This is a genomic window from Janthinobacterium sp., from assembly GCF_031995485.1.
GTDB lineage: Bacteria > Pseudomonadota > Gammaproteobacteria > Burkholderiales > Burkholderiaceae_D > Janthinobacterium.
In genome coordinates, this window is sequence record NZ_DAMAGB010000014.1 from 20,643 (window position 1) to 37,093 (window position 16,451).

General features: G+C 62.2%; 11 protein-coding genes. All 11 read left to right on the forward strand.

Annotated features, from left to right (window positions below; translation table 11 throughout):
* Positions 1-82: 82 nt before the first annotated feature.
* The gene (locus RTQ46_RS10790) at positions 83-3,187 is read left to right on the forward strand and encodes a DEAD/DEAH box helicase (RefSeq protein ID WP_312436489.1); all 3,105 of its coding nucleotides are present in this window, start codon (positions 83-85) and stop codon (positions 3,185-3,187) included.
* 42 nt (positions 3,188-3,229) lie between these two features.
* Positions 3,230-4,414, forward strand: coding sequence for a PAS domain-containing sensor histidine kinase (locus tag RTQ46_RS10795; RefSeq protein WP_312436490.1), 1,185 nt, complete (start codon positions 3,230-3,232; stop codon positions 4,412-4,414).
* 85 nt (positions 4,415-4,499) lie between these two features.
* Positions 4,500-5,183: a response regulator transcription factor gene (locus RTQ46_RS10800; RefSeq protein WP_308923075.1), complete on the forward strand. Its 684-nt coding sequence runs from the start codon at positions 4,500-4,502 to the stop codon at positions 5,181-5,183.
* Between the two features lie 135 nt (positions 5,184-5,318).
* The gene (locus RTQ46_RS10805) at positions 5,319-6,020 is read left to right on the forward strand and encodes a transposase (protein ID WP_312436491.1); all 702 of its coding nucleotides are present in this window, start codon (positions 5,319-5,321) and stop codon (positions 6,018-6,020) included.
* A gap of 177 nt (positions 6,021-6,197) precedes the next feature.
* The gene (locus RTQ46_RS10810) at positions 6,198-10,898 is read left to right on the forward strand and encodes a glutamate synthase-related protein (protein ID WP_312436492.1); all 4,701 of its coding nucleotides are present in this window, start codon (positions 6,198-6,200) and stop codon (positions 10,896-10,898) included.
* Positions 10,899-10,968: 70 nt separating this feature from the next.
* Positions 10,969-12,432 (forward strand): glutamate synthase subunit beta, encoded by a 1,464-nt coding sequence (locus RTQ46_RS10815; RefSeq protein ID WP_312436493.1) that lies wholly within the window; start codon positions 10,969-10,971, stop codon positions 12,430-12,432.
* A 271-nt stretch (positions 12,433-12,703) separates the two neighbouring features.
* Positions 12,704-13,513 (forward strand): ABC transporter ATP-binding protein, encoded by an 810-nt coding sequence (locus RTQ46_RS10820; RefSeq protein WP_312436494.1) that lies wholly within the window; start codon positions 12,704-12,706, stop codon positions 13,511-13,513.
* A complete protein-coding gene (gene mlaE / locus RTQ46_RS10825) occupies positions 13,510-14,295 on the forward strand; it encodes a lipid asymmetry maintenance ABC transporter permease subunit MlaE (protein ID WP_312436495.1) in 786 nt (261 codons plus the stop codon). Before RTQ46_RS10820 ends, mlaE begins: the two co-directional genes overlap by 4 nt.
* Before the next feature lie 78 nt (positions 14,296-14,373).
* A complete protein-coding gene (mlaD, locus tag RTQ46_RS10830; protein ID WP_312436496.1) occupies positions 14,374-14,844 on the forward strand; it encodes an outer membrane lipid asymmetry maintenance protein MlaD in 471 nt (156 codons plus the stop codon).
* A complete protein-coding gene (locus tag RTQ46_RS10835; protein ID WP_312436497.1) occupies positions 14,841-15,716 on the forward strand; it encodes a VacJ family lipoprotein in 876 nt (291 codons plus the stop codon). Before mlaD ends, RTQ46_RS10835 begins: the two co-directional genes overlap by 4 nt.
* Positions 15,717-15,793: 77 nt before the next feature.
* Positions 15,794-16,429, forward strand: a complete 636-nt coding sequence (locus RTQ46_RS10840) for an ABC transporter substrate-binding protein (RefSeq protein WP_312436498.1) — start codon at positions 15,794-15,796, stop codon at positions 16,427-16,429.
* The last annotated feature ends 22 nt before the right edge of the window (positions 16,430-16,451 follow it).

Genomic DNA, 16,451 nt, shown 5'->3' on the forward strand with positions numbered 1-16,451 from the left:
TTGAATAAGCTATTCGGCCGCGTATGAAGGATAATATTGCCTGTTGCCGATTTTGATACACACTCCAACCATCATGCGTACCATGGATTTTACCCGCGACGACATCAGTGACACCCCTGCCGCACCGGCCAGCGCGCCTGGCGGGCCCTTGCCCTACGCGGTGGCCACCTGGCTGCAGCGCGTGGAGGCGGCCGCCCATCCGAAACCGGTGCTGCCGCTGGCCGAACCCGATCCCAAGCTCACCGCGCATCGCCTGATCTATGTGCTGGCGCCCACCAGCGGCGGGCGCCATGTGGCGCTGTGCCTGTACAAGGCGCGGCTGCGGCCGAATGGCGATGTGGCGGCGGCCAGCCCCATCAGCGAGATCTTTTCGCTGCTGTCGGCGCCGCCCACGTTTTTGACGCCGGCGGACGAAGACCTGGTGCGCTTTTTTGTGGCCATGCGCACGGGACAAAATTCGCAGACGGGCAGCGCCACCGAACCGAAAGGGAAAGTCGGCGCGGCCCTGCTGGCCATGCTGGCCGAGCAGGACAAGCTGTTGTGGGCCAATTCCTGGGCCGATGTGGGCAACGGCCTGGTGTATCCATTGAAGGAAGGTCCGGCGCGCGCGGCGCGGCTGTTCTGGCGCGACGAAGGCAAGACCATGCGCCTGGGCTGGCAGGTCGATCCGCCGGAAGGCGTCAGCCACCATGGCGCCGACCAGATCGACTACATGCTGCCGACCGATCCGCCGTGGTATATCGACAACCTGTCGTGCGGCGTGCTGGAACTGAACCAGGGCGGCTCCGATATTTCGCTGGCCGACCTGCAGGCGCTGGTGGCGCAGGCGCCGCCGTTGAACGCCAATGACAAGGTGCGCGTGTCGCAACTGCTGCTGGCGCAAGGCCTGCAGCACCTGATGCCGCTGCCGCAACCGCTGCCGCAGCGCCTGCGCAAGGATGTGGCGGCCACGCCGGTATTGCTGATGGATAGCGCCATGCTGGCCGACGGCAGCGTGCAGCGCTGGCATGATTTTGTGGTGCTGTCGTACGACTACGATGGCGAGCGCGTGTCGTTCGACCCGGCCCAGCGCGTGGTGCGCCAGGTGGGCGAGGTGACCGAAATTATCCAGCGCAACACTATCGACGAGGCACGCGCGCTGGCGACCCTGGCCGAGCTGCAATTCAAGAAGCCCGGTTCGGCGCCGCTGAGCGGCCTGAAGGGCGCCTTGCTGCTGCCGAGCCAGGCCGAATGGCTGCGCTTTGCCGAGTCCGGCATCGACACCCTGCTGGACCTGGGCTGGATCGTCGAAAAGACCAGCAAGTACCGCTACGACGTGGTCGATGTCGACGACTGGTATGCCGATATCGATGACCAGGACCCGGACAGCGGCAACGCCTGGTTCGAGCTGGAACTGGGCATCGTCGTCAACCACGAGCGCGTGCCGCTGCTGCCGGTGCTGGTGCAACTGATCCGCAACGCGCCGAACGACTTCAATCCGAAGATCATCGACGCGCATGCCGACGAAGACCAGATGCTGGCGACCTTGCCTGACGGCACGCGCGTGGCGCTGCCGTGGGGCCGCGTGCGACCGATTTTGAATACCCTGGGCGAGCTGTACTTCAACGACAAGATCAAGCGCGCCGTGCGCATGTCGACGCTCGATGCGGCGCGCCTCGAAGAGCTGGCGCGCGGGCTGGAACTGCGCTGGACCGGCGGCGAGCAGCTGCGGGCCATGGGCCGCAAGCTGAGCCAGTTCGGCTCGGTGCAGAAAGTGGCGGCGCCCGCCGGCCTGCAGGCCACCTTGCGCGACTACCAGGCCGATGGCCTGGCATGGATGCAGTTCCTGCGCGACCATGACCTGGCCGGCATCCTGGCCGATGACATGGGTTTAGGTAAAACCGTGCAGACGCTGGCGCATATCCTGATCGAAAAAGAAGCGGGACGGCTGACGCATCCGGCGCTGGTGATCGCGCCGACCAGCCTGATGGGCAACTGGCAGGACGAAGCGGCGAAATTTGCCCCGAGCCTGAAGGTATTGCTGTTGCAAGGCAAGGACCGCGCCCAGCAGTTCGACCAGATCGATTCCTGCGACCTGGTGCTGACCACCTATGCGCTGCTGCCGCGCGACGAAGAAACTCTGCGCGAGCATGATTTCCACCTGGTGATCCTCGACGAATCGCATTACATCAAGAACACGCGCAGCAAGGCGGCGCAAAGCGCGGGCCTGCTGCGCGCGCGCCACCGCCTGTGCCTGTCCGGCACGCCGCTGGAAAACCATCTGGGCGAGCTGTGGTCGCAATTCCACTTCCTGCTGCCGGGTTTGCTGGGCGACGAGAAAACCTTCAACACCCAGTTCCGCCATCCGATCGAGCGCCAGGACGATCCGCTGCGCCGCATGCTGCTCAATCGCCGCATCAAGCCGTTCCTGCTGCGCCGCACGAAAGACAACGTGGCCAAGGAATTGCCGCCGAAGACAGAAATGGTGCGCAAGGTGGAACTGACGGGGCCGCAGCGCGACCTGTACGAAACCGTGCGCCTGGCGATGGACCAGAAGGTGCGCGAGGAAATCGACAAGAAGGGCGTGGCGCGCAGCCAGATCGTGATCCTCGAGGCACTGCTGAAACTGCGCCAGGTCTGCTGCGATCCGCGCCTGGTGAAATCCCTGCCGGCGAAAAAGCAGGCGGCCGGCTCGGCCAAGCTGACAGACCTGATGCAGATGGTGGAAGACCTGCTCGACGAAGGGCGCAAGATACTGGTGTTCTCGCAATTTACCAGCATGCTGGAGCTGATCGAGGAAGAGCTTGAGGCGCGCGATATTCCGTATGCCTTGCTGACGGGCGAGACGAAAGACCGCAGCGCCCAGGTGGCGGCATTCCAGCAGGGCGCCGTGCCGATCTTCCTGATCAGCCTGAAAGCGGGCGGCGTCGGGCTGAATCTGACGGCGGCCGACACCGTGATCCACTACGATCCGTGGTGGAACCCGGCCGCCGAGAACCAGGCCACCGACCGCGCCTGGCGTATCGGCCAGGACAAGCCCGTGTTCGTCTACAAATTGATCGCCAAGGGCACGCTGGAAGAAAAGATCCAGCTGCTGCAGCAGAAGAAATCGGAACTGGCGCAATCGATCCTGGCCGAAGGCGAGTCGCAGAAGATGGCGCTCACGCAAGAGGATCTCCAGCAGATTTTTGCGCCTTTGGAAGATTAAGCGCGCTTATACTGGGCATGTTAATTAATGCCAGGTACAAGCATGCTGCCACTCTTACTGTTGCTACTGGTCGGCGCCATCCTGATGGCGCTGCGTTTCGCGCAATTGCGCCGCGCCCTGCTGCGCGCGCGCGCCGGCGAGGCGCAGTTCCGGCTGCTGGCCGACCACAGCCGCGACGCGGGCTTCCTGCTCGACGGCACTACCCTGGAACTGTTCTACATCAGCCCGGCCGCGCAGCGCCTGACTGGCCTGGCGCTGCCGGCCTTGCAGGAGCATGCGGCGCGCCTGGCGTCCGATGTGCCGGCCCGGCTGCAGCGCTGGAAGGACGGCGACGCGACCCGCCTGAGCCTGACGCGCGAAGTGGAGCTGGCGCACTGCGACGGCCAGTTGCTGGCGCTGGAAATCACCTCGACCATCGCCGAGAATGTGGCGGGACGCGCCATGACCCTGGTCGGCAGCGTGCGCGACGTGACGCAGGCGCAGCAGGAAGAAGCGCAGCGCGGTCTTGAGCAGAAACGCTTTGCCTCGATGCTGTCGCACGAGTTCCGCACGCCGCTGGCCACCATCGATGGCGCCGTGCAGCGCCTGGTGGCGACCGGCAATGACGCCGACGAGGCCACGCGCAAGCGTTACGTGAAAATCCAGGCGGCGGTTGACCGTTTGTTGGGCATGATTGACGACTATCTGTCACCCGAACGGATGGCGGCCATCGGCCGCGAGCGGGTCGCCGACGGCGTCGCCCCTTTGGCACTGCTGCAGCAGGCAGCCGCCACCGTGCCGGCCAGCCATCCGGTCCAGCTGCAGCTTGATGAAGACTTGCCGGCCCGTTTGCGCTGCGATGTGCCGGGCATGGCGCTGGCGCTGAAAATCCTGCTCGACAATGCCGTCAAATTCAGCCCGCCGGGCAGCCCGATCCTGCTCGAAGGCCGGCTGGCGGCGCAGGGCGGGGTAGAACTTGTCGTGCTGGACCGTGGCCCTGGCGTGCCGCCGGACGAAATGGCGCTGCTGTTTGACAAGGGCTACCGCGGCATCCATGCCGGCGGCCACGCTGGCGCGGGGCTGGGCCTGTATATGGCGCGCGCGGTGGTCGAGGTCCATGGCGGCAGTCTGCAGGTGAATAACCGCGCCGATGGCGGCGCCGCGTTCAGCATTTGGCTGCCGGTATCGGGTACCGCGGGGAAAAGCCTTGCTTCCGCTGAAGTCAACCGTGATAATTCCTTGACGTAGACCTGCCCTGCGATCCATGATGGTGCAAGAAGTGCATGGCAAGTTTGCCTCATGAAATGCTTATTAACAGAAGAATGGCGTAGCAATGACGAAAATACTGATCGTCGAAGACAATCTGGACTACGCAGAAGACATGGCGGAGTTTCTCGTTGAGCTCGAGCATGAAGTCCATATCACCAGCTCGGCCGGCGATATGTGGGCTGCGCTGAGCCACGGCAATGTCGATGTGGTGGTGCTGGACCTGGGCTTGCCCGATGAAGACGGCTTCAATGTGATCCCGCGCATGCGCCAGCTGTATCCGCAGATCGGCGTGCTGGTGCTGACGGGCCGCGTGGCTTTCGACAGCCGGATCCTGGGCCTGCGCCTGGGCGCCGACCACTATCTCACCAAGCCGATCAAGTTCCCGGAACTGGCCGCCCATATCGAGGCGCTCGACCGCCGCGTCGGCCCGCAGGAGTCGGCCGCGCCGGAGCCGGGCAAATGGACGCTCAAGGTGAGCGCGCGCCAGCTTGAGCTGATGGGTTCGGTGATCGCCCTGACGGAAAAGGAATTCAACTTCCTGCACCTGCTGACGATCAATACGCGGCCCGTGCCGCGCGACGTGATCGTGGCCGGCATGGGCGGCGACGACCCCGATGCGGGCCGTCGTGTCGACATGCTGGTGTACCGCTTGCGCAAGAAGGCCAAGACGGGCCTGGGCCAGGACCTGCCACTGCGCAGCGCCTACGGCGAGGGTTACAGCCTGTCGGCCAGCTTCAATCTGTCCTGATTTGCTGCCTCAAAAATAAAAAGGGACGGAGTCGTCCCTTTTTCATCGTTTCAAAAATAAAGTGGGGTCAGAGTCGTGCCGCGCCCGGCTATCTGTGTAAAATCAAGGCATTGCCTTCATTTTATCGACCCTGCCATGGCCCGCCTGCCCCGCCTGATCATCCCCCATCTGCCTCATTACGTTATCCAGCGCAGCAGCAACCAGCAGGCCGTGTTCCAGGATAGCGCCGATTACGCGCAATTCCTGAGCTGGCTGAAAAGCGGCGCCAGACAGTTCAAGGTAGCGATCCACGCGTACGTCCTGTTGCCGGACCAGCTGCATGTATTGGCGACGCCTGCCGATGCCACGGGACTGGGCCAGCTGATGCAGTGGCTCGGCCGCTATTACGTGCCGTATTTCAACCAGAAGTACGGTCGCGAAGGGGCATTGTGGCAGGGACGCTACAAAACTTCGGTGATCGATGCCGAGCATTTCTTCCTGCTGGCCTGTCATTACCTCGAAATGGTGCCCGTGCGGGCCGGCCTGGCGGCAGGGCCGCTCGATTATCCCTGGTCCAGCCATGCACACCATGCTGGCGTGCAGCCTGACGCCGTGATTACCGACCACGCGCTGTACTGGGCGCTGGGCAATACGCCATTCGACCGCGAGGCCGCTTACTTGCGCGTAGTCGAGCAGGGCATGGGCAGCAGCCAGGTCAAGGCTGTCGAGCAGGCCGTGCTGAAAGGCTGGCCACTCGGTTCGGATGCCTTCAAGCAGGCACTGGAACTGAAAATGAAGCGCCAGGTACTGCCGGCAAAACGAGGCCGGCCACGCAAAATTGTCGCCAATAACGAATAAAAACCGCCTTGTAAATAAGATGCATTTTCATTGGTAAGGTTACGACTATGTCCCTATTAAATTTTGAGACAAAAAAAATCAAATTTAATTCGACTCCGACCCCTTTTATTCTGGTTGAGTTTTCTGTTGCATTGCACTACTCTAGTTTTTCGATAGATATTTGCAGCGGAGAAGCCCATGAAAGCGCAAGGCCTGTACGACCCAGCCAATGAACACGATGCCTGCGGCGTCGGTTTCGTCGCCCACATCAAGGGCAACAAGACCCATTCGATCGTCGAACAGGGTTTGCTGATTCTGAAAAACCTCGATCACCGGGGCGCCGTGGGCGCCGATGCGCTGATGGGCGATGGCGCCGGCATCCTGATCCAGATTCCGGACCAGTACTACCGCGAAGAAATGGCCAAGCAGGGCGTGGAATTGCCGCCGCCTGGCGAATACGGCGTGGGCATGGTGTTCCTGCCGAAGGAACACGCGTCGCGCATTGCCTGCGAACAGGAAATCGAGCGCGCCGTGCGCATCGAAGGCCAGGTCATCCTGGGCTGGCGCAATGTGCCGATCGATACCGACATGCCGATGTCGCCCACCGTGCGCGCCAAGGAACCGGTAATCCGCCAGATCTTTATCGGCCGCGGCCCGGACATCATGGTGACCGACGCGCTCGAGCGCAAACTGTACGTGATCCGCAAATCGTCGGGCCATGCGATCCAGGCGTTGAAGCTGCTGCATGGCAAGGAATTCTTCGTGCCGTCGATGTCGGCGCGCACGATTGTCTACAAGGGCCTGCTGCTGGCCGACCAGGTCGGCGTCTACTATAAAGACCTGCAGGACGCGCGCTGCATCTCGGCGCTGGCGCTGGTGCACCAGCGTTTCTCCACCAATACCTTCCCGGAATGGCCGCTGGCCCACCCCTACCGCCTGATCGCCCACAACGGCGAGATCAATACCGTCAAGGGCAACTTCAACTGGATGCGCGCGCGCGAAGGCGTGATGAAGTCGGCCGTGCTCGGTGAAGACCTGCAGAAACTGTTCCCGCTGATCTACGAAGGCCAGTCCGACACCGCCTGCTTCGACAATGCGCTCGAACTGCTGCTGATGGCCGGCTACCCGATCGCCCAGGCGATGATGATGATGATTCCGGAAGCGTGGGAAAACCACACGACGATGGACGACAACCGCCGCGCCTTCTACGAATACCATGCGGCGATGATGGAACCGTGGGACGGCCCGGCCGCCATGGCGTTTACCGACGGCCGCCATATCGGCGGCACGCTGGACCGCAACGGCTTGCGCCCGGCCCGCTACATCGTTACCGACGACGACCTGGTGGTGATGGCCTCGGAATCGGGCGTGCTGCCGATCCCGGAATCGAAGATCATCCAGAAATGGCGCTTGCAGCCTGGCAAGATGTTCCTGATCGACCTGGAAGCGGGCCGCATCATCGACGACCAGGAACTGAAGAACACCTACGCCAACGCCAAGCCATATAAAGCCTGGATCAACTCGGTGCGCATCAAGCTCGACGAAATCAAGCTGCAGGAAGGCCAGCTCAAGCAGGACCGCGCACAAGGCGAAAAAGCCCAGCCATCCTTGCTCGACCGCCAGCAGGCGTTCGGCTACACCCAGGAAGACCTGAAATTCCTGCTCGCGCCGATGGCCGCCGCCGGCGAAGAAGCGACTGGCTCGATGGGCAATGACTCGCCGCTGGCCGTCATGTCGAACAAGCTGAAACCGCTGTACAACTATTTCAAGCAGCTGTTTGCGCAAGTAACGAATCCGCCGATCGACCCGATCCGCGAAGCGATGGTGATGTCGCTGGTGTCGTTTATCGGCCCGAAACCGAACTTGCTCGATACCAACAACGTCAACCCGCCGATGCGCCTGGAAGTATCGCAGCCGGTGCTGGGTTTCGACGACATGGCGCGCCTGCGCAATATCAGCGCGCACACGGGCGGCAAGTTCAAGTCGTACGAACTCGATATCTGCTATCCGCTGGCCTGGGGCAAGGAAGGCGTCGAAGCCTGCCTGGCCTCGCTGTGCGCCGAAGCGGTCGATGCCGTCAAGTCCGGCCACAATATCCTGATCATCTCGGACCGCGCCATCTGCGCCGAGCAGGTCGCCATTCCGGCGCTGCTGGCCACCTCGACCGTGCACCAGCACCTGGTCAGCAAGGGCCTGCGCGCCTCGGCCGGCCTGGTGGTGGAAACCGGCTCGGCGCGCGAAACGCATCACTTCGCGCTGCTGGCCGGTTACGGCGCGGAAGCCGTCCACCCTTACCTGGCGATGGAAACGCTGGTCGAACTGGCGCACGGCCTGCCGGGCGACCTGTCGGGCGAGAAGGCGATCTACAACTACACCAAGGCAGTGGGCAAGGGCTTGATGAAGGTCATGTCGAAGATGGGTATTTCGACCTACATGTCCTACTGCGGCGCGCAGATCTTTGAAGCGATAGGCCTGAACAAGTCGCTGGTCGACAAATACTTCAAGGGCACGGCCTCGAACGTGGAAGGCATCGGCGTCTTCGAAGTGGCCGAAGAAGCACTGCGCCTGCACAGCCTGGCCTTCGGCAACGATCCGGTGCTGGCCGAGCAGCTCGATGCCGGTGGCGAATACGCATTCCGCGTGCGCGGCGAAGACCATCTGTGGACGCCGGATGCGATTGCCAAGCTGCAGCACTCGACGCGCAGCAACAATTTCTCCAGCTATAAGGAGTACGCCCAGATCATCAACGACCAGAGCCGCCGCCACCTGACGCTGCGCGGCCTGTTCGAGTTCAAGCTCGACCCGACCAAGGCGATCCCGCTCGAAGAAGTGGAACCTGCCAAGGAAATCGTCAAGCGCTTCGCTACCGGCGCCATGTCGCTCGGCTCGATCAGCACCGAAGCGCACGCCACGCTGGCGGTGGCGATGAACCGCATCGGCGGCAAGTCGAACACGGGGGAGGGCGGCGAAGATCCGAACCGCTACACGCAGGAACTGAAAGGCATTCCGATCCGCCAGGGCGACACCATGGCGTCGGTGGTGGGCGCCAAGCAGATCGTGGTCGATATTCCGCTGCAGGAAGGCGACTCGATGCGCTCGCGCATCAAGCAGGTGGCGTCGGGACGTTTCGGCGTCACGGCCGCCTACCTGAACTCGGCCGACCAGATCCAGATCAAGATGGCGCAGGGCGCCAAGCCGGGCGAAGGCGGCCAGCTGCCTGGCCATAAGGTGTCGGAATATATCGCCAGCCTGCGCTTTTCGGTGCCGGGCGTGGGCCTGATTTCGCCGCCGCCGCACCACGACATCTATTCGATCGAAGACCTGGCGCAGCTGATCCATGACCTGAAAAACGCCAATCCGCGCGCCTCGATCTCGGTGAAACTGGTGTCGGAAGTCGGTATCGGCACGGTCGCTGCCGGCGTGACCAAGGCCAAGGCCGATCACGTGGTGGTCGCCGGCCACGACGGCGGCACGGGCGCCTCGCCATTGTCGTCGGTGAAACATGCCGGCACGCCATGGGAGCTGGGCCTGGCCGAAACGCAGCAGACGCTGGTACTGAACGGCTTGCGCAGCCGGATTCGCGTCCAGGCCGATGGCCAGATGCGTACCGGCCGCGATGTGGTGATCGCCGCCCTGCTGGGCGCCGACGAAATCGGCTTTGCCACCGCGCCGCTGGTGGTCGAAGGCTGCATCATGATGCGCAAATGCCACCTGAACACCTGCCCGGTGGGGGTGGCCACGCAAGATCCGGTACTGCGCGCCAAGTTCTCGGGCAAACCCGAGTACGTGGTCAACTACTTCTTCTTCGTGGCGGAAGAAGCGCGCCAGCTGATGGCGCAGTTGGGCATCCGCACCTACGACGAACTGATCGGCCGCGTCGATCTGCTCGACAAGTCGAAGGCGATCACGCACTGGAAGGCGCAGGGCCTGGACTTCTCGGCCATCTTCCACAAGCCGGACGTGTCGCACGACCACGCCTGCCGCCATGTGGAAAACCAGGACCACGGCCTGGAAAAAGCGCTCGACCACAAGCTGATCGCCCAGGCGCGCGCGGCACTGGAGAAGGGCGAACGCGTGTCGTTCATCTCGCCGGTGCGCAATGTCAACCGCACGGTCGGCACCATGCTGTCCGGCGAAGTGGCGAAGAAATACGGTCACGCCGGCCTGCCGGATGACACCATCCACATCCAGCTGCAGGGTACGGCGGGCCAGTCGGCCTGTGCCTTCCTGGCGCACGGCATCACGATCGACCTGGTCGGCGAAGGCAACGATTACGTGGGCAAGGGCCTGTCGGGCGGACGCATCATCGTGCGGCCGAATACCGAGTTCCGCGGCTGGGCAGTGGACAACATTATCATCGGCAACACGGTGCTGTACGGCGCGATCGCCGGCGAAGCGTTCTTCAACGGCGTGGCGGGCGAACGCTTTGCGGTGCGCAACTCGGGCGCTACCACGGTGGTCGAGGGCCTGGGCGACCATGGCTGCGAATACATGACCGGCGGCACGGTAGTGGTGCTGGGCGCCACGGGCCGCAACTTTGCAGCCGGCATGTCGGGCGGCATCGCGTATGTGTATGACCCGGCGGGCGACTTTGCCAGCAAGTGCAACACTTCCATGGTCAGCCTCGACAAGGTGGTGTCGGCCAGCGAGCAGCAGGTTGACCGCGGCGCCTGGCATGCGCAGCACCGCGACGGCGCGCCGGAAGCCGATGAAGTGATCCTCAAGCGCCTGATCGAGCGTCACTTCAAGCACACCGGCAGCACCCGCGCCCGCGTCCTGCTCGACGACTGGGCAGCGGCGCGCGGCAAATTCGTCAAGGTCTTCCCGAACGAATACAAGCGCGCGCTGATCGAAATGGCCGCCGACGCCGCACAGGAAGTGCAAGCCGTCGCCGCCTGAGCCAGCGGAAACAATGTGACACGGGAGCGGCCGGGCCGCTCCCAGCCAGCCAAAATACAAAGGAACTATCGTGGGTAAAATTACCGGCTTCATGGAATTCAAGCGCCAGGACGAACATTATCTGGAGCCTGCCGCGCGCCTGAAGAACTACAAGGAATTCGTGCTGCACCTGTCGGACGCGCAGGCCACCGTGCAGGCCGCGCGCTGCATGGACTGCGGCATCCCGTTCTGCAACACGGGTTGCCCCGTCAACAATATCATCCCCGACTGGAATGACCTGGTGTACCGCGGCGCTTACCGCGAAGCGCTCGACATTTTGCATTCGACCAATAATTTCCCGGAATTTACGGGCCGCATCTGCCCGGCGCCGTGCGAATCGGCCTGCACCCTGGGCATCAATGAAGATCCGGTCGGCATCAAGTCGATCGAGCACAAGATCATCGACATGGGCTGGGAGCACGGCTGGGTCACGCCGCAGCCGGCTTCGTTCAGCACCGGCAAGAAAGTGGCCATCGTCGGTTCCGGTCCGGCCGGCCTGGCGGCGGCGCAGCAGCTGGCGCGTGCCGGCCATGCCGTCACCGTGTTTGAAAAGAGCGACCGCATCGGCGGCCTGATGCGCTACGGCATTCCCGACTTCAAGATGGAAAAGTCGCATATCGACCTGCGCGTGAAACAGATGGAAGCCGAAGGCGTGGTGTTCCGTACCAGCGTGCTGGTGGGCAAGGATTTCCCGGCCAATGTGAATAACTGGGCCAAGGAAACGATTTTCCCGGAAGACCTGGAAAAAGAATTCGACGCCGTCATCATGGCCGGCGGCGCGGAACAGCCGCGCGACCTGCCGGTGCCGGGCCGCGAACTGAAGGGCGTGCATTTCGCCATGGATTTCCTGCCGCTGCAGAACAAGGTCAACGCGGGTGACAAGCTCAAGGACCAGATCAAGGCCACCGGCAAGCACGTGGTGGTGATCGGCGGCGGCGACACGGGTTCGGACTGCGTCGGCACCTCGAACCGCCATGGCGCCGCCTCGGTGGCCCAGTTCGAACTGATGCCGATGCCGCCGGAACAGGAAAACAAGCCGCTGGTCTGGCCATACTGGCCGACCAAGCTGCGCACCTCGTCCTCGCACGAGGAAGGCTGCGACCGCGACTGGGCGGTGGCGACCAAGCGTTTCGAAGGCAAGGGCGGCAAGGTGGAAAAGCTGATCGCCTGCCGCGTCGAATGGAAAGACGGCAAGATGAGCGAAGTGCCGAACTCGGAATTCGAGATGAAGGCCGACCTGGTGTTCCTGGCGATGGGCTTTGTCTCGCCGATGCAGCAGGTACTCGAAGCGTTCGGCGTCGATACCGATGCGCGCGGCAATGCCAAGGCAGCTACGGAAGGCGAGCGCGCCTACTACACGTCGGTGCCGAAAGTGTTTGCCGCCGGCGACATGCGCCGCGGCCAGTCGCTGGTGGTCTGGGCCATCCGCGAAGGGCGCCAGTGCGCGCGCGCCGTCGATGAGTTCCTGATGGGCGCGTCCTTGCTGCCGCGTTAACGAGCAGTATAAATAGCGAGCGCTTGCTCGCTATGCAGGCCAGGCCACGGCGCGATTTGCGGCGTGGCCTTTGTCGTTTTTTTGTCCCGGTCAATTGTCAATGGAACACTGCGGGCAGCCGCCAATCTTTACACCAGATTTACACTACAATATCTGACTTTCGATTCATTAGTGTTGTATTCTTCCCCCTTTCAGGGGCACCCCCGGGGGTGTCTCAGCAGAGATTGGCGTTTCTGCACTACAATACGCCATTAAAATAGTGAGCTTCGTCGTGCCAAATCTTGTTGAAATCCGTGATGTACACTTTGCCTATGGCGCGCGTTCGATCTTGTCGGGGCTGCGTATGGACTTCCCACGTGGAAAAGTGGTGGCCGTCATGGGTGGTTCCGGCAGTGGCAAGACGACCGTACTGCGCCTGATCGGCGGCCAGTTGCGCCCCAGTTCCGGTTCGGTCAGCGTTGACGGCCAGATCGTGCACGAGCTCGATACGGAGAATCTGTACCTGATGCGCCGCAAGATGGGCATGCTGTTCCAGCATGGCGCCCTGTTTACCGACCTGACGGCGTTCGAGAACGTGGCCTTTCCGCTGCGCGAGCATACCGACCTCAATGAAGAGCTGATCCGCACCCTGGTGCTGATGAAGCTGCATGCGGTCGGCCTGCGCAATGCGGCGCAACTGAAGCCTGCCGAAATTTCGGGCGGCATGGGCCGGCGCGTGGCGCTGGCGCGCGCGATCGCACTCGATCCCGAACTGATCATGTACGACGAACCGTTTGCCGGCCTGGACCCCATTTCCATGGGCGTGACCGCCAATCTGATCCGCAATCTGAACGATGCACTCGGTTCCACGTCGATCCTGGTCTCGCACGATGTGAAGGAGTGTTTCGCCATTGCTGATTACGTCTATTTTCTGTCATCGGGCAAAATCGTGGCGCACGGAACGCCAGCCGAGATGGCCGTATCGACCCATCCGTACGTGAAACAGTTTGTCAATGCGGAAGCGGACGGCCCGGTGCCGTTCCATTATCCGGGCAAGACGCTGGCCGATGACCTGGGCCTGCACGCGGAGGGCAGCCGATGATCGCGCGTTTCCTGGCGGCTATCGGAGCATGGTTGCGTTGTTCGATCGAAGACCTCGGCTTTGCCGTGCGCTCGTTCTTTATCATTATCGCCGCCTCGGGCGGCCTGTTTCGCCGGCCACGCCTGGTTGTCGAGCAGCTGTTTTTTGTCGGCAGCCGCTCGCTGGTGATCACCACCGTGTCCGGCCTGTTTGTCGGCATGGTGCTGGGGCTGCAAGGCTATTACACCCTGACCACCTATGGCGCGACGCAGTCGCTGGGGCAACTGGTGGCGCTGTCGCTGATGCGCGAACTCGGTCCGGTCGTCACCGCCCTGCTGTTTGCCGGCCGCGCCGGTACCTCGCTGACGGCGGAAATCGGCCTGATGAAGGCGGGCGAGCAATTGTCGGCGATGGAAATGATGGCCGTCAATCCGATCCAGCGCGTGCTGGCGCCCCGCCTGTGGGCTGGCGTGATCGCCATGCCGGTGCTGGGTGGCATTTTCACGGCGGTCGGCATCATCGGCAGCTATCTGGTCGGGGTGGTGCTGATCGGCGTCGATGAAGGTTCGTTCTGGTCGCAAATGCAGGCTGGCGTGGACCTCTGGAAAGATATTGTCAACGGTACCTATATCAAAAGCATGGTATTCGGCATTGCGGTAACCTTTATCGCCCTGTTCCAGGGTTACCAGGCACAGCCGACACCGGAAGACGTCTCGGGCGCCACCACGCGCACGGTGGTGATCTCGTCGCTGATGGTGTGGTGGCTGGACTTCATGATGACAGCTGTGATGTTCAGCAAGTAATTTCGTAAAAGTAAGAAAATCAGCCGCTGGCGCAGGGTTTGCGCAGGGGCGGCCAGTAAAAATTATTTAGGATTGTTTATGCAACGTAAATCTCTGGATGTCTGGGTAGGCTTGTTCGTCTTGCTGGGCGTGGCGGCAGTGATGTTTCTGGCGTTCAAGGCTGGCAATATGAGTTCACTGTCTTTCACCGATACGTATACTATTACGGCGAAGTTCGACAATATCGGCGGTTTGAAACCCCAGGCGCCTGTCAAGGGTGCCGGCGTAGTGGTCGGCCGCGTGTCGGAAATCGTGTTTGACGACAAGACGTACCAGGCGCTGGTGAAGCTGGATATCGAAGAAGGTTACAAATTTCCGAAAGACAGCTCGGCCAAGATTCTGACGGCCGGTCTGCTGGGTGAACAATATATCGGCCTGGAAGCAGGCGGTGATGAAGTCAACCTGGCGGAGGGCGATAAAATCGCCCGTACTCAATCGGCCACAGTGCTGGAAGACCTGATCAATCAGTTCATCTACAGCAAGGCAGCGGACGGAAAGGACAGCAAATGAGCGAGTCGAACATGAATACTGTAATGAATGCGGGCCGTATCGGCCTGGTACTGGCCCTGGCCGCCACCCTGAGTGCTTGCGCCAGCAGCGGCAATCCGCGCGACCCGTTGGAGGGTTACAACCGCGCCATGTTCAAATTCAACGACAAGGTCGATGAAGTGGCGTTGAAACCGGTCGCCACCGCCTACAAGAACGTGCTGCCATCGTTCGTGCAGACGGGCGTGAGCAATTTCTTCGGCAACTTGTCCGATGTCTGGAGTGCCGCCAACAACCTGGCGCAAGGCAAGGGTGAAGCGGGCCTGCAGGATGTCGTGCGCGTGACGATGAACTCGACCTTCGGCATCTTTGGCCTGATCGACATCGCTTCGCAGGCGGGCGTGCCGAAACACAATGAAGACTTCGGCCAGACGCTGGGCTGGTATGGCGTCAAGCCGGGCCCGTACGTGGTGCTGCCGCTGCTGGGACCGTCGACCATGCGCGACACCGTGGCCCTGCCGGCCGACGTCGTGGGCGACCCATGGCGCTACAAGGATCCTACCAATGTGCGCAATATCGGTACTGTCACGCGCGTGATCGACAAGCGCGCCGCCTACCTCGACGCGACCAACCTGATGGAAGCGGCTGCGCTGGACCGTTACGAATTCATCCGCGACGGCTACCTGCAGGCGCGCGAAAGCAAGGTTTTTGACGGCGATACCAGCCGTGCCGGGAAAAAAGCGCCGAACAACGACAGCAGCGCACTGGACGACGAAGACGACGTGAAGCAGGCGCCAGTGGCTGCCGAGGCAGCGCCGGTCGAGCCGGTGGTGGCCGCTGATGCCGTAACATCTGGTAGCAATACTGTTGCCGCCGAGATCACGACACAAGAGTAAACTAAGCATACCGCAAGCACCGCAGCGAGCGCCCAAGGTGCTGCTGCGGCTGGCAACATTACCAGAAAGGTAGAACCATGAAATTGATGAAACAATTGCTGGCAATAGCCACCATCGCTTTTGCCACCGCCGCCCAGGCTGCTCCCGCCACGGAAGCGCCGGATGCGCTGGTCAAGCGCATCAGCCAGGACGTGATCGACACGGCCAAGGCCGACAAGGGCATCCAGGCTGGCGATATCAACCGCGTCAACGCCTTGGTGGAAACCAAGATCCTGCCGTACGTGGACTTCCAGCGCATGACCTCGCTGGCCGCCGGCCGTCACTGGCGCACCGCCACGCCGGACCAGCAGCAGCGCCTGTCGGCCGAATTCCGCACCCTGCTGGTGTACACGTATTCGGGTGCCCTGTCGCAGATCAAGAATGAAACCGTGGACTTCAAGCCGCTGCGCGCCAGCCCCGACGACACCGACGTCGAAGTGCGCTCGCAGGTCAACGTGGCCCGTGGCGAACCGGTCCTGCTGAACTACCGCGTGGCCAAGTCGCCTGCCGGCTGGAAGATCTACGACATCAACGTGATGGGCGCCTGGCTGGTGGAAACCTACAAAAGCAGCTTCAACAGCGAAATCAGCAAGGGCGGCATCGACGGCCTGATCAAGACCTTGTCGGATAAAAACAAGGCGCTGGCTGCCCGTCCTGCTGCCAAAGCCAAATAATCGGCTATCATATAGCTTCGAT